This is a genomic window from Dyella kyungheensis (assembly GCF_016905005.1).
Classification (GTDB): domain Bacteria; phylum Pseudomonadota; class Gammaproteobacteria; order Xanthomonadales; family Rhodanobacteraceae; genus Dyella; species Dyella kyungheensis.
This window is the reverse complement of record NZ_JADIKC010000005.1, coordinates 415,035-440,171: the sequence shown is the minus strand read 5'-3', so window position 1 is coordinate 440,171 and position 25,137 is coordinate 415,035. Positions and strand designations below refer to the sequence as shown.

Annotated in this window: 18 protein-coding genes; 12 read left to right on the top strand and 6 right to left on the bottom strand. The window is 57.7% G+C overall.

Annotated elements, in window-relative coordinates:
- Window positions 1-97 precede the first annotated feature (97 nt).
- The 5 genes from ISP20_RS13350 to ISP20_RS13330 form a co-directional block, all read right to left on the bottom strand.
- Entirely contained in the window at window positions 98-913 is an 816-nt protein-coding gene (locus ISP20_RS13350) for a GNAT family N-acetyltransferase (RefSeq protein ID WP_204636576.1), read from the bottom strand.
- Between the two features lie 53 nt (window positions 914-966).
- Window positions 967-2,346, bottom strand: a complete 1,380-nt coding sequence (locus tag ISP20_RS13345; RefSeq protein ID WP_204636575.1) for an APC family permease — start codon at window positions 2,344-2,346, stop codon at window positions 967-969.
- A gap of 461 nt (window positions 2,347-2,807) precedes the next feature.
- A complete protein-coding gene (locus tag ISP20_RS13340; protein ID WP_204636574.1) occupies window positions 2,808-3,044 on the bottom strand; it encodes a DUF2798 domain-containing protein in 237 nt (78 codons plus the stop codon).
- A 37-nt stretch (window positions 3,045-3,081) separates the two neighbouring features.
- Complete coding sequence (locus tag ISP20_RS13335; RefSeq protein ID WP_204636573.1) at window positions 3,082-3,495, bottom strand: ester cyclase; 414 nt, start codon at window positions 3,493-3,495, stop codon at window positions 3,082-3,084.
- Window positions 3,496-3,845: 350 nt separating this feature from the next.
- Window positions 3,846-4,742: a LysR family transcriptional regulator gene (locus ISP20_RS13330; RefSeq protein ID WP_204636572.1), complete on the bottom strand. Its 897-nt coding sequence runs from the start codon at window positions 4,740-4,742 to the stop codon at window positions 3,846-3,848.
- Window positions 4,743-5,286: 544 nt separating this feature from the next.
- On the opposite strand from ISP20_RS13330, the gene ISP20_RS13325 reads away from it, so the two are divergent.
- The 12 genes from ISP20_RS13325 (at window position 5,287) to ISP20_RS13270 (ending at window position 23,517) form a co-directional block, all read left to right on the top strand.
- Window positions 5,287-5,805, top strand: a complete 519-nt coding sequence (locus ISP20_RS13325; RefSeq protein WP_204636571.1) for a cytochrome b/b6 domain-containing protein — start codon at window positions 5,287-5,289, stop codon at window positions 5,803-5,805.
- 373 nt (window positions 5,806-6,178) lie between these two features.
- The gene (locus tag ISP20_RS13320; RefSeq protein WP_204636570.1) at window positions 6,179-6,511 is read left to right on the top strand and encodes a hypothetical protein; all 333 of its coding nucleotides are present in this window, start codon (window positions 6,179-6,181) and stop codon (window positions 6,509-6,511) included.
- 139 nt (window positions 6,512-6,650) lie between these two features.
- The gene (locus tag ISP20_RS13315) at window positions 6,651-6,965 is read left to right on the top strand and encodes a HigA family addiction module antitoxin (RefSeq protein ID WP_204636569.1); all 315 of its coding nucleotides are present in this window, start codon (window positions 6,651-6,653) and stop codon (window positions 6,963-6,965) included.
- Window positions 6,966-7,623: 658 nt separating this feature from the next.
- Window positions 7,624-12,915 carry an RHS repeat protein gene (locus ISP20_RS13310; protein WP_204636568.1) on the top strand — a complete coding sequence of 1,764 codons (5,292 nt, stop codon included), beginning with the start codon at window positions 7,624-7,626 and terminating at the stop codon, window positions 12,913-12,915.
- Window positions 12,912-13,853, top strand: a complete 942-nt coding sequence (locus ISP20_RS13305; protein ID WP_204636567.1) for an RHS repeat-associated core domain-containing protein — start codon at window positions 12,912-12,914, stop codon at window positions 13,851-13,853. The genes ISP20_RS13310 and ISP20_RS13305 overlap by 4 nt, the downstream gene beginning before the upstream one ends.
- 856 nt (window positions 13,854-14,709) lie before the next feature.
- Window positions 14,710-14,925 carry a hypothetical protein gene (locus tag ISP20_RS13300; protein WP_204636566.1) on the top strand — a complete coding sequence of 72 codons (216 nt, stop codon included), beginning with the start codon at window positions 14,710-14,712 and terminating at the stop codon, window positions 14,923-14,925.
- 808 nt (window positions 14,926-15,733) lie between these two features.
- Window positions 15,734-15,967, top strand: coding sequence for a hypothetical protein (locus tag ISP20_RS13295; protein WP_204636565.1), 234 nt, complete (start codon window positions 15,734-15,736; stop codon window positions 15,965-15,967).
- 6 nt (window positions 15,968-15,973) lie between these two features.
- Window positions 15,974-18,283: an NACHT domain-containing protein gene (locus tag ISP20_RS13290; protein WP_204636564.1), complete on the top strand. Its 2,310-nt coding sequence runs from the start codon at window positions 15,974-15,976 to the stop codon at window positions 18,281-18,283.
- Between the two features lie 450 nt (window positions 18,284-18,733).
- Window positions 18,734-19,864: a hypothetical protein gene (locus tag ISP20_RS13285; protein WP_204636563.1), complete on the top strand. Its 1,131-nt coding sequence runs from the start codon at window positions 18,734-18,736 to the stop codon at window positions 19,862-19,864.
- A 105-nt stretch (window positions 19,865-19,969) separates the two neighbouring features.
- A complete protein-coding gene (locus ISP20_RS13280) occupies window positions 19,970-21,217 on the top strand; it encodes a hypothetical protein (protein WP_204636562.1) in 1,248 nt (415 codons plus the stop codon).
- A 252-nt stretch (window positions 21,218-21,469) separates the two neighbouring features.
- A complete protein-coding gene (locus ISP20_RS13275; RefSeq protein WP_204636561.1) occupies window positions 21,470-22,504 on the top strand; it encodes a DUF262 domain-containing protein in 1,035 nt (344 codons plus the stop codon).
- Window positions 22,505-22,509: 5 nt separating this feature from the next.
- Window positions 22,510-23,517 carry a nucleotidyltransferase family protein gene (locus ISP20_RS13270; RefSeq protein ID WP_204636560.1) on the top strand — a complete coding sequence of 336 codons (1,008 nt, stop codon included), beginning with the start codon at window positions 22,510-22,512 and terminating at the stop codon, window positions 23,515-23,517.
- Between the two features lie 93 nt (window positions 23,518-23,610).
- Here ISP20_RS13270 and ISP20_RS13265 read toward each other — a convergent pair whose 3' ends face one another.
- Window positions 23,611-24,708: a tyrosine-type recombinase/integrase gene (locus tag ISP20_RS13265; protein WP_204636559.1), complete on the bottom strand. Its 1,098-nt coding sequence runs from the start codon at window positions 24,706-24,708 to the stop codon at window positions 23,611-23,613.
- Window positions 24,709-25,137 lie beyond the last annotated feature (429 nt).

Sequence of the window (25,137 nt, the reverse complement as noted above, 5' to 3'; positions counted from 1 at the left end):
GCGCAGCCAGCCGTGCCTATCGATGCTTCATCGAGCATCCCTCTTCATTGCAGCGTTTAGCAGTCGCGGGTCGCCAAGAGCTTTGCGCCTGCGTGATTCAATGCTCCGCTGCCGGCTCGCTCAGGCTGTAGCCCAAGATGCGTGTTACCTGCCGGTAGCCCATGCGCTGGTACACCGGAAACCCGGCCTGGGTGGCGTGCAAGCTGGTCTGCCGCAAACCCGAAGCGTGGTGGGCAACCTCCAGGACGTGGCGGACGGTGGCTTCGCCAAAACCGAGACGTTGCGCCTCAGGACGGGTCGCCACGAGCGCCAGGTAGAGTTCGCCATCGCTTTCGATCACCGATGCGGTCGAAACCGGCTTGCCTTGGCGATAAGCGATGTAGGAATGGGAACGCTCCGTCCACAGCGGCATGCTTTGCCGGAAGGCCGGGAAGTACGAATCGGGTACCGCCCCGTAGGCCGCCTCGTTGACCGCGGCGAAGTGGCTGAGGGCTTGCTCGCTACCGACGCGCTCGAAGTGCAGGCCGTGGTGTTCGGTCGCTCGCGCGAACGGCAAAAGTTCACCCGTCATGCCAATCGTGTCGAGCACGGGCACCAGGCCGGCATCCGCGATGGCGGCCTCCAAGTCCGATCGCGCGGCATCCGCGACGTAGTCTTCGCAAAGCAGGAACAATCCAGGTTGCGCCTTCGCGCGCATGTAGGTCGCCCCGGTGCGGAGACGCTGCCGGAGTGCGTCGGCGTCCGCGATACCCTCGCTGAGATACAGCGTGTTGAAGAATATGAGATCGCTGCAGGCCCAGCGCACAGCAATGCCGTCTTTGTCGAAGACTTCGCTGTCCGGTATGGCGCTGCACACGAACGTGCTAAGGGCGATGAATTGATCGTTGGATTTGAGGATGTCAGGTTTGGACATGGGTACGTCTTTGCGATAGCGGAAAGGGCAAGTTGCAGGCGCGCGGCGTCAGCTCAGCACGGTTCGACAGCCGGCGACCGGAGAGGGTGGCGTTTGCGCAGGAAGATGGCGTAGCTGATCGCGCCCAGGGCAAGCCAGCACAAGCCAATTTCCCAGGCGGCTCGCTCCATGTAGTACAGAACGTAGGCCAGGATGGCGAAGCCGATGGCCGGGCATACCAGATGTCGGAAGTACGCCCGGGAGCCTCGCCGCCCCACGAAGTGAACCACCACCGTCACATGGAGAATAAGAAAGCCGGTGATGGCGCCGAAATTGATCAGGAGGGCGATCACATCGAAGTGGTTGAGGAAGACCATCGAAATGGCGATGGACGCTACCGCCACAAACAGCAGGCTGCCGTAGGGAGTCTTGAACCTGGGGTGCACCGTGGCCATAAACGCTGGCATCCGTCCGTCGCGTGCCATGGCGAACAACAGCCTGGAAATGGAGGCCTGCACCACGCCTGCCGAAGTAAGGCCGAACATCACCGCGCACAAACAAGCTGTGAGCGAGCCGAAGCCCTTGCCGCCGGCGATCGCGGCCACCTCATACATTGCCGTATCGGGTGAGGCGAAGCTCCTGCCGTTGGCAAGGTCGGTCGCGATCCAAGTCTGGGCGACGAACAGCGCGGCGGCGAGCAGCAGCGAGGCGATCGTGGCTCGGCCGACGATGCGCCGGCTATCTCCCCGCACTTCTTCGGCGAGGGTGGAGATCGCATCGAACCCCAGGAACGAAGTGGCGGACAGCGACACGGCCGCGAAGACCAGGCCGACACTGAAGGCCTCGGGGCGGTACAACGGTTTCATCGTCAGGTGTCCCGCGCCAGCTCCGTGAGAAAGCGCATACGCACCCAACACGAGGAAAACCGCCAGGAGCGCCAACTGCACCGCAAGGAGGATCTTGTTCATCGCCGCGGTTACCTCCACGCCGATGAAATTGACCACCGTGCCGATGGCGATGAAGCCCACCACCATGCTCCAGCGCGGTATCGAGGGCACGATGTCATGCAACGCATTGGCGGCGGCCAGGTAGACCACGGCGGGCATCAGCAGGTAATCGAGAACAAGCATCCAGCCGGCCACGAATCCAGTCTTCTCACCGATGGCTCGACGAGCGTAAGCGTAGACCGAGCCTGCCAACGGAAAATCGGCAGACAGCAGCTTATAGCTGTACGCGGTGAACGACATCGCCAGCGCGCCGACGAGGTACGCCAGCACCACCATGTCCTTGGAGATGCTGGACAAATAACCATAGATGGCGAAGGGAGCGAGCGGACCGATGAAGATCAGGCCATGGATGAGCAGGTCGGCAAAGCTTAGGGAGCGCTTCAGATCAATAGGGAGGGATCCCGCCGGTTGCACAGGGGCGGGAAACAGGGCGTCTGGTTTCTGCATGTACTGCTCGTTCGCGTGAGGTTTCGAGTGTGGATCGCGTGGTCCCGAACCAGCGCCGGGTGACGACGTGTCGTCACCTGCAGCGTGGCCGGCCGGCGCCGTTTGATCAGCCAGGCGCCTATCCGGATCTCGTTCTTATAGTTCGTTCATGCTTCAAATGGCTAAGGCATCAGATGGCCATGAATGGCCTTCGAGTCGCTGTGGACCCGCTACAAATCGCTCCTATCGACAGGTCGACTCAGCGTGAGTGCCACGAATCAGACTTTTGGTTGATGCGCACATGGACCGACGGAGCGAGAGAGTCATTCCGCATTTTCTCGCGGCGTGCGACGCCTATCTCAAGATTTAGCGCCCTCGGCTCGGTAGCCGCTCGGCGCATGCTGCGATGAGGTGCTATCGAGCCCAACAGGCTGGAATTGCGATCGATCCTTGATCAAGCAGGAACGGGGCAAACCCCCGCCTTACGAACGGCGATCGCAAGCCAAGCGGTCCACGACCCTACGAATCCAGGGGGCAGCAAACAACACTACCGGCAACATGACGAGCGCAGACATGGCCCAGGATCGTAGCCAGTGCTGTATGAAATCACCCGGCGATAGCGACGGAAGATTAGCAATGGCTGCAGCCACCATGCACGTGATGATCGATTGGATCACGCCATATACGTAGTGGCTGTTTCGAGTGGAAATCCCAAGCATGGTGGCGTCTACGCAGTAGTCTGATAACCGCGGGCAATTACTCGACCGCGAGCTTGCGAAACACTTCATGGGAATTTCGCTCGACCCAGTTGTGCTGCAGCAATCCATCTTCGCCAACGTGCCAAATCGCGGTGCCACTCATGTCGATTGGCGATTGACAGGCCGCAGTCCCTAGGAAGCCGTTGTTCTTTCCCGTCACACGCCACCGCGATGCGACGCGATCACCGCTTTCGTTCTGGAACGTTTCGACGATGTGGAACTCGAAATCGTTGATCTTCGAAAGGAATGTCGCCACCCATTGCTTGAATTCCGATCGGGAGTGGATGTCAATGCCACCGGAGGTGATGACGAAGTCCTCGGCCACCAGTTCGTCGATGGCGTCGGGATTGCGCGATTGCCACACTTCGCGCCAAAAATGGTTGACGATGTCAACTGACGTGATCTTGCTCATGACTTTGTCTCATCTTGCTGGGTGAAGGAGCGGCTTTCCGCCTATCGCTGCGCTGGATCGGACGCTCGGCTTTACAGACCTGTCGCGCACGAGGTACTGGTGATAAGCGGCACGGCAATGTTTTCAACGTGATCGGACCGGCCGAAGCAACCGTCATGGGAGCGTCGGTAGGTTCCAGAGGCGGCCGGGAAAGCAATTGCCTTGGCGATATCGCGATGCGAATCATCCGGCACGGGTTAGCGGCGATGAAGTCGCCATGGCTTCACTTGGCAGGTGAAAAAATTCCCATGCCGCTCTGCGCGCGCAACGAGCTTAGGCTTGGCGAACCGCGCACGCGATGGCGCGGCTAATTACGGCGCCGCGATGGAGCCGGCCTCGGCATCGTCGATACCCAGCCCTTCCCGAAGGCAGGCAGTGATAAACGGCATGACGACGCGAACGATGGGGACGTGACGCAGGTCGCTGTGAACGGCCAGCCAGACTTCGCGAACCAAGGGAACGTATTCCTCGTCCTCGATGCGAGACAGCCTGGCGTCGTAGTCGCCGACGAAGAAGGGCAGGTTGATGACGCCTGCGCCGTGGCGTGCAGCCTGATATTGAACCTCGAGACTATTGCTCTGCATGACCAGCGGCCGCCCTCCGAGCAAACCGCGCAACCATTGCTGTTGCTCCGACAGCTCCATGCTGTCGTCGTAAGCCAGAAAGCCGCGCGTACGGGGCTCATGCGTGTCCAAATAGTCTTTGGCGCCATACAGCCAGAAGTTGAGGAGGCCGATCTTTCGCGCAACCAAGTCCGGCTCGGTGGGGCGACTTAGCCGAATCGCCAGATCGGCTTCGCGACGGGGCAGGGAAGCGATTCGCGTCTCGGTGATCAGGCGCAGGCGGATGCCAGGATGTTGCTGCTGGAATTCATGCAGGCGTGGGGCGATCAGCCAAGCCGTCATCACCGGCGGGGCACTGATCGAGATCTCGCCCTTCAGTAGTTCCTGACCGGCTTGCGCCGCGCGCTCCACCGCAAAGACCTCTTCCTGCATGCGTTGCGCCATGGCGGCAATCCGTTCGCCATCAGCCGTCAGGTAGTAGGCGCGTGCGCGACGATCGACAAGCTTGAGCTTGAGCTCGTGCTCCAGTGCCGCGATGCGTCGAGATACGGTCGCATGCTCGACGTTCAGCTCCCTTGCCGCCGCCGATAACGATCGATGGCGAGCAAAAGCGGCGAAACAATGGAGGTTCTCCCAGTCGAGCATGGGAATTTCTTAACATCGCATGTTAGGTAACAGGGAATTTATCACAAGCACCAACAAGCGAATGATGGCTTCACGCCAGCGCCACACCTGTCACCCCCGGCGCTCGTCCATTCCCTTTGCCTGGTTGGAGCATGACATGTCGAACAAAACCAATACGGCTGGCCTAGAGTTTTTTCCGCATGCTTATCGGCGGCCAGTGGGTCGATGCAATCAGTGGAAAGACCAGCCCGAGCGTCAACCCGTACAACCAGCAACCGTGGGCGGTCGTTCGGGATTTTTGAGGACAGCGATCTGAATGCCGCGGTCAACGGTGCCATCAGCGGCATCCTTCGGCCTGGCATACCAACGTGCAGAGAGCGCATCGGGTTGCCGCGAAAGTGCGCGCTGGTACCGTCTGGCCCAATGCCTATCGGATCGTTGCGAACGGTGTATGCGCCGCAGAAAGAGCCTGAACCTGGGCGAGCCTTGCCAGACGGCGATCTACGGATTGCAAGCAACCTAGCCAAGCTCCGTGAGCACACACGTCATAAATCCCTGAGCCAAGGTGCGCCACATCACTACCGAACACTATGACCGCCCCACCATTGTCCTGCACTGGCTCAGCGCCGCGCTCGTGATCATGCAGTGGGTAATAGGCCGCATGACGGGCTTGTTGCCACGTGGGCCCGTACGGATCGATATCTGGTCGGTGCACGTCTTGCTCGGCGTTTGCATCACCTTGGTATTGATCGCCCGCATCGCCTGGCGCTGTTCGCGAGGCCGCCGACTTCCAGGCAAGGGGACGCCTGTCGAACGTGTCGCTGCCCGCATCATGCATGGCGCGCTGTATACCGTGCTCGCCATCGTCCTCGTCCTCGGCTTCGCCAATACTTATGTGCACGGCTTCCCGTTATTCAACATGTTGACCTTGCCCGGCAAACAGGGCATCGCCACGATCCTTTCGGTAAATAGGTGGCATAACCTTGCCGCCAACGTATTGGCCGCTCTGATCTTCCTGCACACGCTCGCCGCCTTGTTTCACCATTACGTGTATCGCGACGGTGTACTCCGTCGGATGCTCTGACGCTTTAGCGCCATCAGTGGAATCACGTCCTCAGGATGCCGAGGATCAGCGGTAGCATGGCGCTGGCCTCGTTAGATGCCGGCGAGGTTGTATCAGGCGCAAGTGAACGATTGGAGCTCGTTAGCCGCTCACCACGGGGCAACTTTGTTTGAGCCCTGAGCCCTCACGCTCGCCTGCGGTCACGCGGACATCCATCTCGCCTAACCCTGACAGACGATGACAACCCTGCTTGCTACGGTCAGCCAGTCATTCGCGCTGTCGTGTTGCACGGTCTCGCGAGCATGACCATGACTACCAAGTCATGAGGCGCGGGCCGTGAGTGCGACTAACACCCACGACCCGCTAACCATCACCAACTAGATAAGAGTTGATCATGGCTATCCGCGATCATACGGGACGCATTCGCTCGTCCGTTCCCCCTGACGACACCCTCACTCCTCCGCCTGACGACCCGTCATCCGCCTCTGTGGCTTGGCCCGAAACCCTGCGTCATAGCACTCGCGGTGACATCGCCCTGGCGGTACTCGCCCTCACGCGCCTGCGTGTCGACAGCGAGCAATGCCGCCACGCGCAGGCACGGGGATTCCCCGGCAGGCCGCTTCCCGTGGCCGTCTCGGCCAGCCTGGGCACGGCCATCCACTGCCTTCAGCAGTACGCCCGCCTGCTCACTGACGAGCCTCGAGTGAACACCACACGCCTCCGATGATCACCGTTACGGCGCATCGGCCGGCAGGGCGATGCGCCACCCTCGGGCGATCACCGACGAAGCTGCCAAGCATTCACTGACACGGAGCGCTGTAAGCGCCTATCCGCTGCGCGGCCGTGTCCGACAGGGAGGAACCACCATGGAACTGATCCAGCTCACCCCGCACTCGGAAGTAGACCCCTCGCAACCCCTGCGAGCCCCCGGCGACATCCTGCTGCACGCCTACCTGATCCCCAACGCCCTCAACCCCGCTCAACTCGCCCGTCGCACCGGTATCCCCGCCCACCAAATCAAAGCCTTCATCGCCGACACCCACCCGATTACCCCCAAGATCGCCATCCGCCTTTCCCTCGCCTTCGACACCACCGCCTTCTACTGGCTGGCACTTCAGGCGCGGTACGATCTGGAAAGGGCGAAGCCTGTGGTGTGTGCTTATCGTCCGCTTGTTGACTAAGGGCAAACGCACGACAGGCGAACAGGACCGACAAACGGGACGTAGGCAGTTAAGCCCATCGCCATGGTTCGAATTAACCACCTCCGTCCTGTTTGCTCTGCGCGCTCAACCAGTCAACGCAACACCCCAATACCAGGCCAGCAGAAGGCCGCTGCAATGGCCTACGGACCCCGGATTCGCTCTTCGAGAGCCACAACACTGGAAGTGCCTCGATTTCAGGGAAAAACCAACGTAACGGCAGAGCAAGATCGTTAGGCGGGCAAATGAGGATATCTAGATCCTAGAAATAACGACGAAAACCATCTGTTCAAAGTGTTGCGTTGACCGGCTGAAACGGCAACCCAAAGCAGACATTGGGGCAGGGCGATTAGGGCTCGTTATCGCAGGTACGTGTTGTACCGCGGCCAAGCCTAGTCCTCTAGTCGCTCACAGCTCATTTTTCCACATCGCTCGATAGCTCTTTATTTGTGCCCTACATCACAAAAACTGCGTTACGTATTCGAATCCTGGGTCAGCTGTCGACACGTCCGATAAGAACTGATAGCGTCAGCAAATCCGCAAATAGTTGCGATAACATGCAATAAATTGCGACGCGCCGTGTCAGCGCAAGAGCCGTGGGGACGGCTTTTGATGCCAGGGAAAGCATCAGGGGGATGGAATGAAACGAGCGTTTGTCGCTGGCGGGCTGTTGTGCCTGCTGGGAAGTGTGTTTGCCGGCCACGCCATAGCCGCAGGGGCCGCTACGGTGGAGCCTTATCAAGAATATGCCAAGCTAATTCGTGTGTCTGAGCAGGTCGAGCCGCTGACTTCGGACCTGTTCGGCGAAAGCGTCAATCTCTATAACGGCCAAACCGAGTTCTCCAATGTGGATATTGATATCCCGGGGAACGGTGGCTTGCCCGTTCAATTGAGGCGCCGCTTCTCTGTTGTTCCTTTGCCAGCCAACGCGGCCGGTATCGAGCCATTTGGTGGGTTTGGCAACTGGGATGCGGACGTTCCCTACATCTCTGGCGTCTTTGATGCGTGGTACGGCTGGGAGAAGGGCAGCCTAGGCATCGTCGCGGCGCGTTGTTCTTCGGCATTTATGCCGGCGACATCATCACCACTGCGATTGAAGGACGTTTTCTCAGGAGTTTCCGTCCATGTGCCTGGGCGAGGCGATCGCGAAGTGATGCAGCTCAGTTCGTCACTGTATCCGACCGACGGTGTTACACATCTTTGGACGACGCGCGAAATGGACGCCTTCACGTGCACGCCTGGTACCAAGAACGGGTACCCTGGTGAAGGATTTGTCATGCGCACGTCAGAAGAAGTGACATACACCTTCGATGTCGGCGTGACGCGTAACCCGGGTGCCGTCGAAGCCAGTGGCACGACTCGCCCCCGGGTAAAGGTCTACCTGCTCGCGAGTCGGATCGAGGATCGCTTTGGCAATTGGGTTAGTTACAGTTACGACGGCTCCGGTAAGCCCCTTAGTATCACCGCCAGTGACGGCCGCAACATCACGCTTACCTATACGAACGGCGTCATTACATCCGCCCAAGTAAACGACAAGCAGTGGACTTACCAATATCAGACATACGGCACCGGCGGGGAGACTCAGCAGCGCTTGTCGATCGTGCATCTGCCGGATAACAGTGCCTGGTCGTATGCCTATGACGCAGACCTCAAGGTCTACTACAGTGGCTGGGACGGTAACACTGGGCGAAATTGTGCCGATCAAGCCCCCGTTGCGACAGGCAATTTCACGCTACACATCACGCATCCCTCTGGCGCGCTGGGAGACTTCGGTTTCGTCATGCAGCGCCACTATCGAGACGGCGTTTCCGTTCGAAATTGCCTGACGGACATGTCGGGTACCGAATTCAGTTACCACCTAGGGGTTTCCAACTACTACGACATTTATAGTTTAGATAGCAAAGTCGTTTCAGGCGCCGGCATTGCCGCGCCGATGCGCTGGAGCTATCACTATTCGGACGACGTCTACTCATTGATCAGCGGCACCGAGCCATGTAGTTCGTGCGCAAGCACCAAAACTGTCGAAGTAACCCAGCCGGATGGAAGTAGGCTCGCCTATCGCTTTGGTGCTGTCTTTGCGGTTAATGACGGCCGGCTGCTGGGTGCGGATACTTTTTCTGCTGATGGAACCAAGCTTCGTTCCGAAACGCGCGAATACATCACGACGGCGGATATGGCCAATCAACCATTTCCGTCTATCTACGGCATTTTGATTGGCGCAGACGATCCCGCGGCGGGACAGATCCGTCCACAAAAATCTATCGCCATCACCCAGAATGGCGACACGTTTACCCATCGCGTGGAAGCTTTTAATGAATGGGCTCAGCCAACCCAAGTGCGTCGATTCAGCAGCTTGGCGGGCCAGCAAGCGTTCGTGGAGAACACGAGTTACGTCAACGATCGCACTCGCTGGATGCTGGGTTTGATCGAGCGAAAAACAAATGGGGTTACGGGCGAGATCATTGCTCGCAGCGTGTACGACTCCGTCACGCTTCTGCCTGTTCAGCGCCTGGAATTTGAGCGACTAACCATGGGGCTGGGGTACAACGCGCAGGGGCTTCTCACCAACGTTAGCGATGGCAACAGTCGTGTTACGACGCTGGGAAACTACAAGCGGGGTATTCCGCAACTGATTTCCTATGCCGACAATACGTCGCAGTCGGTGGTCGTGAACGACGACGGCAAGATCACCCAAGTCACAGACCAAGCCGCAAGCACGACACACTACGACTACGACGCCGTGGGGCGCCTTACCAGCGTTATTTATCCGACGGGCGACGCCGTCACGTGGACTCCAAAGTCAACGATCTACGACTTTGTCACGACGGCTGAGCGGGGGATTGGTGGGGGGCATTGGCGTCGCACGGTCGCCAAGGGCGACTCTCGGGATGTCACTTACTTTGACGTAATGCTGCGCCCCATTCTGCGCGATATCTATATGGCTAGCGCACCCAGCTCCCATGTCAGTTCACGGACCGACTTTGACTGGCGGGGCAAGAAGACGTTTGAGTCCTATCCGGGATCGGGAGCATTGGACCTCGCTAGCCTCGGGCAGGGCACGTTTGCTGCATTCGATGCACTGGGTCGACCTATTCGGAATTGGCAAGACTCCGAGCTGGGGCAAGTAGTCACGGCTACCGCCTATCTTCCCGGAGGAGTGCGGAGATTCACAGGCGCGCGCGGCGGGGTCACTGACAGCTACTTCCAGATGTTTGACCAACCGAGCTACGAGACCATCGTGTCGGTGCAGGCGCCGGAGGGCGTCAGCCAGTACATCGAGCGAGACATATACGGCAATGCAATGTCCATCACCCAGGGCGGGAGCGATGGCTCATTGAATCGCACCCTCGTATACGACGCACAGAAGCGCCTGTGCCGCGTAAGCGAGCCGGAAACTGGCGATCGCGTGATGGATTACGATGGAGCAAACAATCTTTGGTGGAGCGCGTCAGGAGTACTCATTACAGGCACCGGTTGCGGTCGCGAGCAAGTGGCTGCGGCAGCTCGTACGACTCGAGGGTACGACGAAAAGAATCGCCTTCAATCAGTTCAGTACCCGGCGGGTACCGAAAGCCTGGCGTTCACTTATACGGAGCGAGGCGAGCCTAAAACAGCGGTCTCCGGCGCGACTCGCTGGACGTTTGGTCATAATAAACTGGGCCTTCTCACCTCAGAAACCCTTGCCATCGATGGCTTCGAGTGGGCTATTGGGTACACCTTTGACGCCAACGCAAATCTGTCGTCCGCTCGCTATCCAGATGGGCGCCAGGTCGACTATGCCCCGGATGCCCTCGGCCGCCCAACCCAGGTCGGCAGCTACGCTGGCAGCATCAGCTATTTCCCCGATGGCGACGTGCAAGCTTACGTCTTGGGCAATGGTGGTCAGTACCTTGCCCAGAAAAATGCACGTGGATTAGTCGCAAATTTCAGTTACGCCAAGGGAGGCGTGCTTGCGATCAGCGAGGACTACACCTACGACGCCAGCGCCAACATCACATCTATCAATGACTTGGCGGGCGGTCCGCGCAGCCGGTCCATGAGTTACGACGGACTTAATCGACTGCAGTCGGCAAATGCCTTACAGCTCTGGGGTGCCGAATCTTTCAGCTACGACACGCTCAACAACATCCGTTCGATGACCTTGAACGGCAGCGTCAAGACCTGGCGCTACAGCGCCAATAATCTACTGACATCCGTAACGTCCGGAGCTGAGACCCTTCAATCATTCGGCTACGACAACCGAGGCAACACGACCAATAAGAACGGTGTGGCGCTCACCTTTGATCAAGCTGATCGGTTAACGAGTATCCAAGGTTACGCCAATTACAACTACGACGCGGCAGGTCGGCGAGTCAAGAAGCGAAATGGAAGCAACGCTTCTGTCTACTATGCCTATGGTCGGTCGGGACAGCTCATGTTCGAGTTCGACCCGGCCTCAGCGAAGACCACGGACTATTTCTATCTGGGCAAGAAGCTCATCGCCTATTCCGGGCTGCCGACGACACGCATCGCGGGCCAAGTCGAAGGCGTCGTCGTCGCCGATCCTTTGGCTAGCCTCAAGGGATGGGCGTGTTTGGCTGGGTCCAATGCATCAATTCAGGTCCAGCTTTACGTCGGCAGCGAAACGGGGACATACCTCGGAGCGTACACCGCCAATGCCGCCAGCGATTCCAATATCGCCTTGCGCTGCCGTGCCACAGGCACTGCCTATCGTTTTGATATTGCGCTCACCGATGCCATGCGCATTCAGTACGCCGCCCAAGCGCTCTATGTGCATGGTGTATCGACCTCCGGTGACAAAGCGTTACTTGCTGGATCGGGCGCCTTCCAGGTGCCTGCTTGGGTGTTGGCGCCTTCGCCTCCTGCCCGGCTTGATACGGTCCTGGCGGGAGACTTGTCGTCTCTCAATGTCTCCTGGCCCTCGTCCCTAGGCGCCACAAGCTATCAGCTGGAGCAATCGTTCAATGGGGATGGATTCACCGCGGTTCTTAATAGCTCTGCCACGAGCTGGAGTCGCAACCAGCCCGGCGACGGGCGCTACGCATATCGTGTACGGGCGTGCAGCGATAAAGGTTGCAGCGCATGGACCAATTCATCCACGATCACCGTGGCACATCCGCCCGCCACACCATCAAGCATCCAAGCTCCATCGAGTAGCAGTGGCAACTTCACTGTGCAATGGGCTAGCGCCGCGTATGCCACCAGTTACACGCTCGAGCAGAGCGCTAACGGCGGCAGTTGGTCGGCGGTCTACAGTGGCTCACTCACCCAATATGCGGCAAGCGTTACCGCCACCGGCAGCTACGGGTATCGTGTAAAGAGTTGCAATGCCACTGCGTGCAGCGGGTACGTCACGAGCAACAGCGTGGCAGTGACCATTCCACCGAACGCCGCCTCAAGCGTTGCTGTGTCCAATGGTTCGCTGACTGGCAGCTACACCGTCAGCTGGACCGGTGTAAGCGGAGCTTCCACCTATACATTGCAGGAGCAGGTGAACGGTGGGGGATGGTCCACGGTACGCGCAGACGGCGTCACAAACTGGAGCACGAGCGGGCGCAGCGCTGCCACGTATGGTTATCGCGTCCAGGCCTGCAATGCAGGGGGCTGCGGCCCATGGAGTGCTACGGCTAGCCTCACGGTGACTTTGAAGCCGGCAATCCCAAGCATCCTCGGACCCGCGGATGAAGTTACCGTCAAGCGACCCAACGTAGGATTCACCATTGTTTGGAGCAGCAGCCAGGGCGCCAACAACTATCAGTACGAAGTGGTTGGCTACACCAGCGGAACAGTTACCGGCACATCCGTGAACATCCCGCTGATTAACGCGGGGGCTTACGCATACCGCGTTCGTGCCTGCGGCGCCGGCGGTAGTTGTTCCGACTGGAATGAGCGGTGGGTCACAGTGCATGTACAGGGGGAGGTGGATCCGTGAGTTCGCATCTGGGATGGAAGCAAGCTTTGCAGCTAGCGTTTGCAGGTGCAGGCATGGCATACGCGACATTCGCGCTTGCGGCTGCCGAAGTCGTGACCTACGTCTACTCCAGCCCTCAAGGTACGGTACTTGCCGAGACGGATGAGTCGGGCAACGTGACCGCCCAATTTGAGTACCGCGCTTACGGCGCCTCCGCGCTGGGTGGCTCACCTAATGGACCGGGCTATACGGGTCATGTAAGCGACGCGGATACGGGTTTGGTTTACATGCAGGCCAGATACTACGACCCCATTGCGGGGCGATTTCTAAGCATGGATCCCGTAGGTTCGCAACCAGGCAATCTCTTTGATTTCAATCGATTTGCCTACGCTAACGACAACCCCATTGCTAACATTGACCCCGACGGACGTACTTGCAAGAAGGTCGGCAAGGCGTACTCGTGCCAGATCGACAGAGTAGTCACCCACGTGGATGGTAAGACTGAAACTCACAAAGCGACTGCGGAGGACCACAAGACGTATGCGGCTGTGGAAGCGACTCTAACACAGGCAGTCAATGCCGCAGCTAGTTCCGGAAAGTCCGCAGACATATCGTTTGAGAGCGGCGGAACGACCTACTCATTTTCAGTTTCGGGTGGTTCAATCGCCAAAAGTTTGGCAGAGCGAAAAATGAACATCGATGGCGGTCAAGATGGGGCGATGACCACAGACGGCAATACGACGACCATCCAAAAGTCAGGTCTAACCCCAGGGACCACTGTCATTGGGAGTCCCGAGAAGACACAAGAGATGTATTTCTTGCATGAGGGAATTCATCGCACTAGCGAAGAGAGAAAGGCTCTTGGCTGGAGCGGATTAAGGCAGATGGATCAAGATCAAGATGCTCATCAGAGCACCTATAACGCTGCAGCAATTTCCTTTATGGGAGATGGTCAATGAGCATTGTGACTTCGATAGTTGTGGCTCTTGCGAGCGCTGCGTGTTGCGATCCCATATATTCTATAAGCGATCTCACGCAGTCAATACAGTATGTCGATTCGCAAACTGGCTATTTCGTCGGCATAGAGAAAAATACATACACTATTGGCACCGCTATCAATAACAAAAAGCCCGGTAACGATATGTCGCAGATTTCAGCGCAAGTCGAAAATTGCTCGTCCAAAGCGTTTAGGTGTCGAGCTCTCGCCGATTTGGTGTTCGCTATCCCAAGGGGCGGGGAGACGTCGGCGGAGTATCTGGAAGGGCCGAGGATAATACTTTCCCGACTAGCTGATGGTGGTTGGCACGGCTCTGCAACGTGTTCGATGCTCACGAAAACAGGTTGCTCACCACACGTTGACATGAAAAAACCTGTTGTGGCCTATCAATACGACATCAACCCCAAGGGAGTTTTGACGTCTCTAAGCATCCAGACTTGGAACAATGCTGGGAAGTTAGTGAATACTCAAAATTTAGTTCTTGTAAGCAAGTCTGGACTCAAACTGAACTAATCTAATCTGGGCCCCTGTTAAGGGCGCCCGAACGACATCGCCCGCCCGACTCACCACCACAACGCCACTCCTACCTTATCCAACCTGCGAGAAAGCGGGCATCGGCCCTATCGAGTGTCATCCATGAGCTGATGCGGCAATTGATTCTCGACCGCGTTGCGGGCGCCTACGTCATGCTTCGCCGTGCGCAGGCCGGGAGGCTCTTGTCGTTTGCCGAATGACTCCACGGTGTTGATCCGACGCCTGACACCGCCGTCATCCTCGCGTCTTGCCTCGTCGACACCGCCAGGGAAGCCTCTGATAAGGTGTCGTCCCGTATCACGGCACTGCTCAAGTCGGCGATCGAAGGAGGCTACCCCATCTACACAGTCGGCTTGAGGGTGCTTGCCGACACGGTCCATCTCCTCGGCGACGAGGGCGAGCGGCTCAATGCGCAGTTCGTCGAGCGGCGGGCGACGACCTACTGGCGTTCGCCTTTTGACTCCGCATGGATTGCCGACGGGCAGGGGTCTGTGCACTAGCCCTCGCACTCATTCCTGAAACAACGCTATCCGTTGTGTTCAAGCGTCGCGCTCCGCCGATTCATTCGCAGGAATCCGGGAGGGGTTAAGTCGATGATCGATGACGCGACATGTTGCTATCTTGAGCCACAGTGCGAGCCGATTCATCAATTCTCAGTCGCCAAACTCAATGCGGCGTGATTAGGGCAAGTTATCGCGGCTAAACGAGTTGATGCCGGCGGAGGCTAACTCGCGCTCAATTGATCTGGCGTGGCGGCCCTCTTGAGCTCTAGACTGCGTGCCATCGCAAGGAGATGACCGCCAGGAAGGAACAGTGGGCCTTAATGTTCTAGTCGACTACGACAATGTCCCCGCACCCCTGTGGGCGCCGGGTCCAATTCAGGCGGCCGCCGCGATCTGCGCCCGGCTTCCCGCGTCGGTTGTTGGCAGCGAGCCACAACTGACAGTGCGCCTGTACGGAGGTTGGAAGACGGGCTCCATATCTACTCACCGTGCTCAACAGTTGATTCCACAGCTAACCTCCGGTCACAGCTACATTGCTCGGCCCGGCCATGCGCCTGGAGCACCTCAGATCCGTTTAGTCGTTCAGCTTGCCTTAGGCCCACTTGGTTCGCAGACACCATTCGAGACGACTCTGGCCAAAGACCGGTCAATTCGCTCATTTCGCCCAAGACAGGGAGCCACAGCGTGCTCTCAGCCCGGTGCGTGCGGCATGGCATTTCTAGCAAACCTAACTCATACAACGCCATGCGTAACCCCCAACTGTGGAGTGACGCCGCAAGACCTACTTGTGCGAGATGAGCAAAAGATGGTCGATACGCTAATCGTTGCGGACATGGCACATGCAGCCTATGTCGACGGGGACGACGACATCGTGGTCGTCACCTCCGATACGGACATCTGGCCAGGGGTGTTGATTGCTATTAAGGCTGGTTGCACGGTAACGCAAATACATGCAACCCCGAACATGCGCACGCCTACAGCGCTAACAAATATGCTGCCACCGGGCATTAGCAGCTACTTCAACGAAATCTCACTCTGAGCTGCCATGGACATTCAGGATCTCAAACGCATCCTCACCTCCTTCGCGGATGAACCTTCGGACGTAGATATTCGTTCGGGGCGCATCACCGCCCAAATTCGAGACGACCTAATTGACGCCACACTTTCTTATGACGGGGACCAAAACATCCTTGTTGAAGAAAACGGGGTCAAACAGCACTGGCGCCCGTGGATTATCCAGCGCGTTGCCAAGCTCCCCCAGTTGGCTGACCGCATTTTATCGACAGGTCGCCCCGCCTCCGAAGAAAACGGAAGGGCGCCATTCGTCGCACCGAAAGCCACCTTTACAGGCGACTTGGCTGCGCGCGGCGAAAGCGTTGTAGACGAGATCAAGGACGACGCCGCCAACGCCCTGATTCAGATCGCAACAAATTTTATCCCGGGCACAAGTTCAGTCCTGTACCTGACCTCAGATGCTGGCGAAGGCAAAACCACGCTCATCAATCGCGTGGCTTACGATCAAGCACTGCGCTACAAGCGCAAGGAGGCATCTTGCTTGCTATTGCCTATTCCCCTAAGCGGAAAGGCTTTCCTGACTTTCGATGATGCTGTTGTGGCCGCGTTATCGAACCGCTTCCGGTTCGGCTACTATTATTACGATGCCTTTCTTCAGTTGGTGAAATTAGGCGCTATCGTGCCGGCGTTTGACGGTTACGAAGAAATGCTGGTGGAGGGATCCAAAGGTGAAGCCGTCTCGGCGCTAGGCAATTTGGTCCAGTCACTCGACTCGACTGGCTCAGTAGTAATTGCTGCACGCAAAGCATTTTTTGAGTACTTGAGCTTCCGCACTCAAGCTCGTTTGTTTGACGCGATCGGCGATCGGTCTGCGAGTTTCGGCCGCCTGCAGCTGACGCGCTGGGACAAAGAACTATTCTGCCAATACGGAACTCGACGCGGGGTAGAAGATCCAGAGGGCGTCTACGAAACCGTGGCTACGCGGCTAGGCAGCGAGCACCCGCTAGTTACCCGTGCCGTGCTGGTCAACCGCCTCTTCGATGTAGCCGCCCAGGCCGAAGATCGCGCCCACCTGGGCGACAAGCTAGGCGCTCATCCGCACGATTACTTCTACACGTTCGTAGACGCCATTGTGCAACGCGAGGCATCCGAGAAGTGGCTTGCCATGGTGGCAGGCGAGATCCGCGAACCTCTGCTTACACTGCGGGAGCATCATCTCCTTCTCGCCAGTCTCGCGCAGGAAATGTGGCAAACGTCGACCACATCTTTGCGCTATGACGTGGTAGATGTCTTGGCGGACATTTTTAGTGAGACCCACGAAAAAACCTCTCAGGCCAACCGGCAGATCAAAGAGCGCATTCGGCAACATTCGCTCTTGACGGCTGAGCCTTCGAGAAGCACTGGCCTAGCGTTCGACCACGAGGATTTCCAGACTTTCTACTTGGGGGAGAGTTTGGGTGGACTACTCATGACGGGCCGTCAGATCGAAGTTCGGACATTTTTGCAGGTCAACCTGCTTCCCAGTGCGACGATTGAACAAGCAGTGCAGTATCTCGACCGCCATGGTGCTGACCTGCCAGCCACCTTGGAGATGTTAAAAGCCATCAATGACCAGGAAACTGGGTTCAGCTTCTGCAAAGAGAACTGCAGTGCGATACTTGTGCGAATCGCAGAATTGCGTTCACGAGACAACGGCAGTCTGTCCTTAGAACGCCTTCTCGTTTCAGCGGATGGCTTGGAGGGGCGCATCCTGCACAACTTGAGTTTCGTGAAGTGCGTCTTTCAACCAACTGCAATTGATGGCCAACGTCTCGAAAAAGTGGCATTCATAAACTGCGAATTCGAACGCCTGGAGTTGGACGAATCGACGACACTCGCGGGGGTACAATTCCAAGATTGCCATATAGACTCGCTCGTAGTGCGCGCGGAAGACCTGCAAACTTTCGACCCGCAGTTGATAAGAGATCGCCTCAGGCGTGCAGGCGCGTCCCTTCACACGGGCTTATTTGACGACCAGCAGGTCCAGCAGCCCGAGGACGAGCGCACCAAGGCGGCGGAACGATTCTTTCGCTCCTTCACACGTCGAACTCACATTGACGACTCGATTTTGAAGATTCGGATGGGCCGCAACCTCGCTCCCGTTCTACTAGACGACGTATTGCCGGAGCTTTTATCTCACAACATCATCGGTGAAATTAGGTGGAGCGGGCAGGGCGTGCAGAGACGCTTCAAGCTATTAGCGCCGATGACGGATGTGTACAGGGCGCTAGAGGTAGCAGCCGGAGATTTCGAAGCGTTTCTGATCGCAATGAAGCAGAGCTCTGCCCAGGATCGTCGCTAATCTTTAGATTCCGCTTCTAACAATGTTTGCTCGCTGCGCGAACTTCCGCGTGACTTTGGATGGGAACGCATCTAGGGATTTTGCATTCCCCCTGACCGTCTCCTAGATACCTTCAGGGCAGGCGGGCCACCAGCTTGTCCGCTGCGCTGCCCGCTCGGAATATCCCATCACACTGGAGGCGGCACGGTGTTCGGTCATCGCGATGATGGCCGGCATTGGGATGCCCTAATGCGACCGCTCCTGCACACCTCGAAGCCCATTCTCACACAGCCGCCGGGCAGTGACCGAAGAGGTAGATGTGATCAATGGAGTCAAGCGGCTAGGGAGGGGCGCTATCGCACACGCCGGTCGTTGCGCCGCCCAGTCCGACCGAATTCTCGTGCCAACGCTTTCAGTTTCCTCCCGGGGCGCCGATACAGTAGCGATTTCTTAGGAAGGAAGCCTTCTTAAATGCGCCGCTTCTTCAAGCGTACCTTGCCATCCGGGCACGCCCGCGCTAGCGCCTCTCAGGAGCGGGCGAGCGCAACTCAGTACGGCTTCTTGGCAATCTTGGGATTGGGGGTGATGCTGACATTGCATCGAGGCTCGCACGCCAGTGTTGCCCTCATGGCGCTGGGCATGCTGGGCATTCTTTGCGGTGAATCCTTGACGTACTTCTTGCGCTTGTCACCGCGAGTGCTAAGGCGCGCCAAGAAGACGTTGAGCGACCGGATTGCTGCCTTCCACGCCATCTTACCTGCTGAAAGTGAGCTAACGCGGGGGATGGAGTGGGTATGGTGTGGAATCTTCCTCGCCTCCGTGCTCATGATCTTTTGGCCTGCGCTGGTAGGGCGCCCACACATACCGTGTGAAGTAATGAATGGTCTACTTTTGATCATTGTCATCGCGGGTGCTAACGAGTGGCGTCATTACATTCAAGGCTTGCTGCGTAGGTCATGGGCACGCGGAGTAGGTAAGTTAGTGCTTACGTCCGCGGGAGGCATCCTCCTGTGTGTCGCCACGGCGGAGGCCAGGCAATTCACTTTCTTATTGACCCACGAAGACGCGGCGTTGTTTCCATCCTTTGTCGGCGTGATGGCCTTCGTTCTTCTCCCTGCGATCTATTTCTCCGGCTTGTGCATCGTCGCCCTCGCTGTGGCATGCGTGCACACCATCATCGTTTTGGGAAGGATGGGGGCACGGAGCTTGCTCGGGCAAGCCAACGCGGACTCACCGCCCGCTTCCTCGCTCCGCGATACGACCCCGTGTACCACCGCCTCATCGCCGCCCGCACTCCGTCGGTTTACGCGCGTCTTTCGACCACTAAGTCGCTTGTTGACCGTTATCGTCATTGCTCTGATGGCACCGCAGCTCGATCTCTCAAATTATGCTTTCGTACAAAAGGCAGCACGGATCATGTTGGCGCGATTGGAGTATTGGCCCAGAAACGTATGCGGCGACTCTCACGAGGTTCATGCCGTCAAGCTGGATGCCAACCATTACTCCGTGGCGACCGCAAATGGATTCAACGTTGCAATTTCGACTTTGACATGCCCAGGTTTGGCACCTCCGCCACCGCATGAAGCGAGCGCCACCCACTGATCCCCCTTATTCTTTCAGCGATCAACCTTCCAGCGTTTTGCCATGACGACAAATCCTGCGCCCTCTGCGCCCGTCCTCCGGGAAGTCCCCAAGTTTGACCGTGGCATGGCGCCGCTTGCTGGGCAGGAGGTACCGGCTGCCATTGTCGCGTCACTCATTGCATTGTTCGCTCGATCGGATACCGCCGCCGCGGGTATCAAGCAAGCGGTGGCTTTCTTGCAGAGGCTTTCCGCCAGCGATTACTGGCTCGTGTGCGATTGCCAGGGTGTCGCCGCACCTCCTGTGATGTATCCCCAGCGAGTTGCCGGAGTCACCGATCGTTCGATGACCTTGGTGCCGTTGTATGGCCGTGGCGCGCATCGCGACACATGCCCGTTTGTCCGGGACCGCCCGGAGCACAGCGAAGCCGCTTGGTCGGTTCCACGACGCGCACCGAATGGGCTAGGCGTCCTTTCTGCACTTAAAGCGTCGGACTATGGCCGCAGACGCGACGTCGGCCCGCGACGAGGAGCCGCGAGCAGCAAGCGGCTGCCCAGTCTGGCAGGCGTGCTGTTCAAAGTGCTGGAAGCGGCAGGGCTACATCGCGTGGACGCCACGAGACGCACTGTCTCGTCAGACAAAGAGAAGCTGCGTCGGGCGCTTGCGAGCCTCTCACTGGATGGGCACGGAGCGATACCGGCAGATAAGTATGTTCGCTTGAGCTTTCATGATTTTACCAAACTGGAGCGTGAACTAGCACGGCTCAATGGCGTCCCGTGGCCACGCAAGCTTCATCCCCAGGGCTTGCTTATCGATCAACTCAAAGACATCGACGTTCGAGATGATGGTTCCAAATGGCTCATCCCGACTTACGGAGAGCCCTTGGAGGTCGCCGGTCGCCTGTACCTGCCTGGTGCCGGCACGGCAGGGCCTTACGTGGCGATCGCACTGGTTGCGATCCTGCCAGGTGAGGCACGCGCCGCTATTCATAGGGCGTACGTGCACCCGCTGTATAGCTTTGACGAATGGCTTCCGGTGGACTCCGATCTCGAGCGCAGAACGTTGTCCATTTTGATGGATAAGCTGCACTTCCAAGCCAACAGAGCTAAAAATCCCTATGAGATCGAAAAGCCGCTACTGGATATTGCGCCGGACCCTACTGCGCCTGAGGTGCGCGTGAGGCCGGACTTTGTCGTGTTTTCTCATGGGAAAAAGCTAGTCGTCGAAACCATGGGGTATACCGACCCCGAGTACCTGGAAAGAAAAGACCGAACACATGCGCTCATGACGACCATAGGCGAGGTCGTCAAACACCTTAACGGCGAAGACGCGTTGCTGCGCAGCAGGGTGCTGGATTTCGTTTCACGGCGTTAGCGTCGAGGTGGCGATGGGCGTACGCCGCGACTCAGGAGGGCGGGGCGGCGGCGACCTGCCAGACGCGCTGCCCGCAAGTCGATCATAGCGCCACAAAGGAACGAAAGAGCCCTAAGCCGGCTCGCTGCCGAGCCCTCAAAGTTGGATCGGCCGTGCCGAACATGCCACTAGTACCCAACCGGTAACAAATGGAGCGTCGCTCTACGAGTCAGACTGCTATCATGAAACGATAGCAATGGAGAACGGAAATCTATGTCGCGCCGACACAATTTTCAGACGGTAAGTTGGTTTTATGATTTGGCCGGTCGCGGCCTGCTAGACCTGAATCCGCCATACCAACGACGCAGTGTTTGGAACCAGGACTTTAAGGACTATTTCGTCGACACCGTGCTACTGAACTATCCAGCGCCTGCGATCTTTCTTTACGAGGATATCTCAGCCGATGGTCGCTCGCTCTATCACGTCGTAGACGGAAAACAGCGACTAACAACGCTCCTGGAATTCATTCGCGGCGAATTTCCCGTAAGCGAGCGAACCTCCAACGCTAAGGCTCGAGGCATGTACTTTACCAGCCTTGACGACAACACGAAAAAGCAAATTTGGTCGTATCAGTTTCTCGTCGAGTACATCCCGACTGATGACGAAGAGATGATCAATGCAATTTTCGATCGCATCAATCGAAACGTCTCCAAGTTAACGCCACAAGAGCTGCGTCACGCGCGGCTGGATGGCGACTTCATTAAAGCAACAGAAGATCAGAGCGAATGGATGGCTGAGTCGTTGCCGTCAAATTTTCCACGATTCGCCGCCCAGTCAAAAAAGCAGATGAAGGATGTCGAATTTGTTGCCTTACTGCTGCTTCTAATCGAGGATGGCGTCAAGGGGTATTCCCAGGATGCACTCGACGAAGCATTCACCAGTCGAGACTCTGCGTGGGAGAGCAAGCACCAGACCATCAAATCGTTTCAGGACGCAGTTTCGTTCATCGACAAGGCGTTGCGCTCCAGAGGCGATATCAAGGAACTTGCTTCCAGTCGCCTTCGAAATCAAGCTGATTTCTACTCTCTGTTTGGAGCTATTCACGAGCTTCTTCAGGAGAATGGGCTGGTATCTGAAGATGTCGCCGGTGATCGCCTCGCTCAGTTCGTGCAACAAGTAGATGACGAGCAGGCTCGCTCTGCCGACGCTGAACTGACGGCTTACTTCGACGCCGCGCGATCCGCCTCGAACGATAGAGGGCCGCGAGAAAGACGTATTGCCATCATGAAGAATCTCCTTTCCATTTAACTCTGATGATCATTCCACCCGCTCTCGAGGCGAAGCACGCCTACGTTCTTCACTACATCAATGCCACGGCCGAGCGCGTCCGTGACATTGTCTCTGGATATTGCAACGAACAGGGGTTTGCGTATCTCGGCCGAGTGAAGGCGCTTGACTCTCTGGCTGAGAAGCTGGAGACGGGGAGATTTGAGCGATGGAGTCAGCTCGAGGACTTATTTGCCTGCGCAATCGTGATTCCAACACTGCTGGACGAGGCGCGCATTCTCGAGCATCTGCGAGCGAACTTCAGAGAAGTTAAGTGCCTAGAGCGCGGGACCACGCGGAAGGATCCATCGGTATTTCGCTTTGACGCAACACGGTTCATCGGAGAATTGCGACATCCTCCAGGTGAGGCGCCCACAAATCTCCAGGGAATTAAGTTTGAAATTCAGATCAGAACTGCCTTTGAGCATGCCTGGTCCGTGACGACCCATGCACTGGCGTATAAGGGCTCCGATGCCCAGTGGCGTCATAAGCGGCTGGCCGCGCAGCTTCGCGCAGCCGTTGAACAACTCGATCAGGTCGTCTTGGGATTCGAGCAATGGGCGGGCGCGATCAAGGAGCAGCGATGGTCTGAGATAGACGAGCAGGCATTGATCAACGAGTTCATGACTAATGCCATTGAGCAGGGAAAGATTCCTTCAGAGGCAATTCCATCAAGCTTGGTTCGCTTCAGCGAAAACCTGCGAAACATGATTGTCGCAGGGTCAAAGCGACCTCATTGGAACGAGGGCTATGAAGGTAAGATTCGCGCCGCGTTGCAGCGCCTAGGTGCAGAGATGGATACGCTCGGAGAATCGGCCTTTCCGCGAAGTCTGTCGCTCTTCCAGTTTTGCCTAGGCGTGTTCAGTAAGAACAACATCTTCGATCGAAAGCTGGGGGAACGCTTCGTCGTAGTCGTTACTAACGAACTACAAAGCCTCTACCCCGAGGCCGAAGGCTTTGTAGAAAAGAAATTCGACTTTGAAGACGCCGCCTAAGGCGCCGTTGGCCTTAAAAGAGAAGCGGCTGCCCGACTCGAGGGGCGCGTATAGTGATTACGTTCATGAATCCATGATGCAAGCGAGCCTGCGTTATTCTGGTTGGTCTTTTTGAGCCAAAAGACGGCAACGTAGCGCACGTAAGTTCGCCATCGCATTGGCACCTGCCTGTGACCGTCGTGTGTAGTACGTGACCATTCTTTCGGTTTTCCATCCGCCCGCGTGCTGAATCTGAGGTCCGGTAGCACCATGCTCGGCCAGATCATTGGCGGAGCCGATGCGCGTCGAATGCCCGCTAATGCTCGCCGCATTTTCCAAGCCGGCCGCTTTGGCCCGCCGCCGGAATATCCGCGCTACCTCCTGAGGCAGCAACGCCTCTTCAACATCTCCACCGACTTTCGGTCGCCCACCTGTTGGCCGGAAGATGGCACCTACCTCGATGCCGGCCGTCGCTTGCCACGCCCGTACGCGCGCGATTGTCTCCAAGCTCACAAAGCGATAGTCGGGCGCCGCGCCATCCTGATTGGTCTTGGAGAACGGCACCTGCAACGACCACGTATTCCGTCGGCGATTGTGGTGCAGATGTTCGACCCGAATGGCCACCAGTTCCGATTCGCGACACAAGGTATCCGAGGCCATTGACAGCAACGCCGCGTCGCGCAGATCACGCGGACTGTCACCCAATGAAGCGAGGATGGTTTCGATGTCGGCCATGTCCAGTTCACCGGCCTGCTTGCGAACATGGCCGCCACTCGTCTTCAGACGTCGGATGAGTTTCTTCCATTTGACCGGCCAGTCAGAATCCTTCGACGGACTCGGCAAGCCGGCCGCCACATGCACGAGGCCGACCGTATACAGATAACGATCCACCGTGGCCCGCTTGCGGCCCTTGTCGATCATCGCCGACAAGAACGTTTCCAATTGCTCGACGGAGGCGGGGAGGGGAGTCGCCCGACTCACTTCACACCACGTCAAGTACTGCGCCCAATCCGAACGTACGGCTTTCACCGTCGCCGGCGCACTGCCGGCCGCAAAGTCTGTCGACCAGATTGCGAGCCGTTCGAGTACAGCCTCAACCGAGGCGGCCATCGCCGGGCGTGGCGCGTGGATCTCCGGGGCGACGGCCGGCACCGATGTCAGATCTTGCAGCGCATCGACGACGCGCAGGGGCAGGGTAGTCGGGTCGGGCATCGTTGGTTATCCGGTCGCGCCTGGGCGGCGCCGCGATGCCACTATAGCGAATAACTGTCATTATTCGCTATTTATTTTTGACGACAAGTCCAAATTTTTCAGTCAGTTAATGATTAGATCCTGAAGCCATATCAAGCAATAAGATTGTCCGGCAGGCCGCTGGACGATCTGTCAACAACCTACTGACCAAAACCGCATGTGCGCTCGACCCTTACCTCCTAGCCTCGTGCCGGTCGTAGTGTCGATACCGATAGCCATGGCGGTATCTGCGCTATTGGACCTGTCGGTCCGGCTGGGCGGGACGCCAGCCGGGCCTCATTTTGGCTGTGGGAGCTGCAGCCAGTGTGGCCGGTTACCCTAGTCCAACTCCATCGCCTGCTTCGCTGGAGACATGGCCATGACGACACGAGCTATGTATGTGACTGCCTG

Coding starts and splice junctions, on each gene's coding strand:
- ISP20_RS13270 (WP_204636560.1), top strand. CDS start 22,510: ATGATCATTCCACCCGCTCTCGAGGCGAAGCACGCCTACGTTCTTCAC.
- ISP20_RS13315 (WP_204636569.1), top strand. CDS start 6,651: ATGGAACTGATCCAGCTCACCCCGCACTCGGAAGTAGACCCCTCGCAA.
- ISP20_RS13350 (WP_204636576.1), bottom strand. CDS start 913: ATGTCCAAACCTGACATCCTCAAATCCAACGATCAATTCATCGCCCTT.
- ISP20_RS13330 (WP_204636572.1), bottom strand. CDS start 4,742: ATGCTCGACTGGGAGAACCTCCATTGTTTCGCCGCTTTTGCTCGCCAT.
- ISP20_RS13295 (WP_204636565.1), top strand. CDS start 15,734: ATGGTCGATACGCTAATCGTTGCGGACATGGCACATGCAGCCTATGTC.
- ISP20_RS13345 (WP_204636575.1), bottom strand. CDS start 2,346: ATGCAGAAACCAGACGCCCTGTTTCCCGCCCCTGTGCAACCGGCGGGA.
- ISP20_RS13335 (WP_204636573.1), bottom strand. CDS start 3,495: ATGAGCAAGATCACGTCAGTTGACATCGTCAACCATTTTTGGCGCGAA.
- ISP20_RS13265 (WP_204636559.1), bottom strand. CDS start 24,708: ATGCCCGACCCGACTACCCTGCCCCTGCGCGTCGTCGATGCGCTGCAA.
- ISP20_RS13320 (WP_204636570.1), top strand. CDS start 6,179: ATGGCTATCCGCGATCATACGGGACGCATTCGCTCGTCCGTTCCCCCT.
- ISP20_RS13275 (WP_204636561.1), top strand. CDS start 21,470: ATGTCGCGCCGACACAATTTTCAGACGGTAAGTTGGTTTTATGATTTG.
- ISP20_RS13290 (WP_204636564.1), top strand. CDS start 15,974: ATGGACATTCAGGATCTCAAACGCATCCTCACCTCCTTCGCGGATGAA.
- ISP20_RS13310 (WP_204636568.1), top strand. CDS start 7,624: ATGAAACGAGCGTTTGTCGCTGGCGGGCTGTTGTGCCTGCTGGGAAGT.
- ISP20_RS13285 (WP_204636563.1), top strand. CDS start 18,734: ATGCGCCGCTTCTTCAAGCGTACCTTGCCATCCGGGCACGCCCGCGCT.
- ISP20_RS13340 (WP_204636574.1), bottom strand. CDS start 3,044: ATGCTTGGGATTTCCACTCGAAACAGCCACTACGTATATGGCGTGATC.
- ISP20_RS13280 (WP_204636562.1), top strand. CDS start 19,970: ATGGCGCCGCTTGCTGGGCAGGAGGTACCGGCTGCCATTGTCGCGTCA.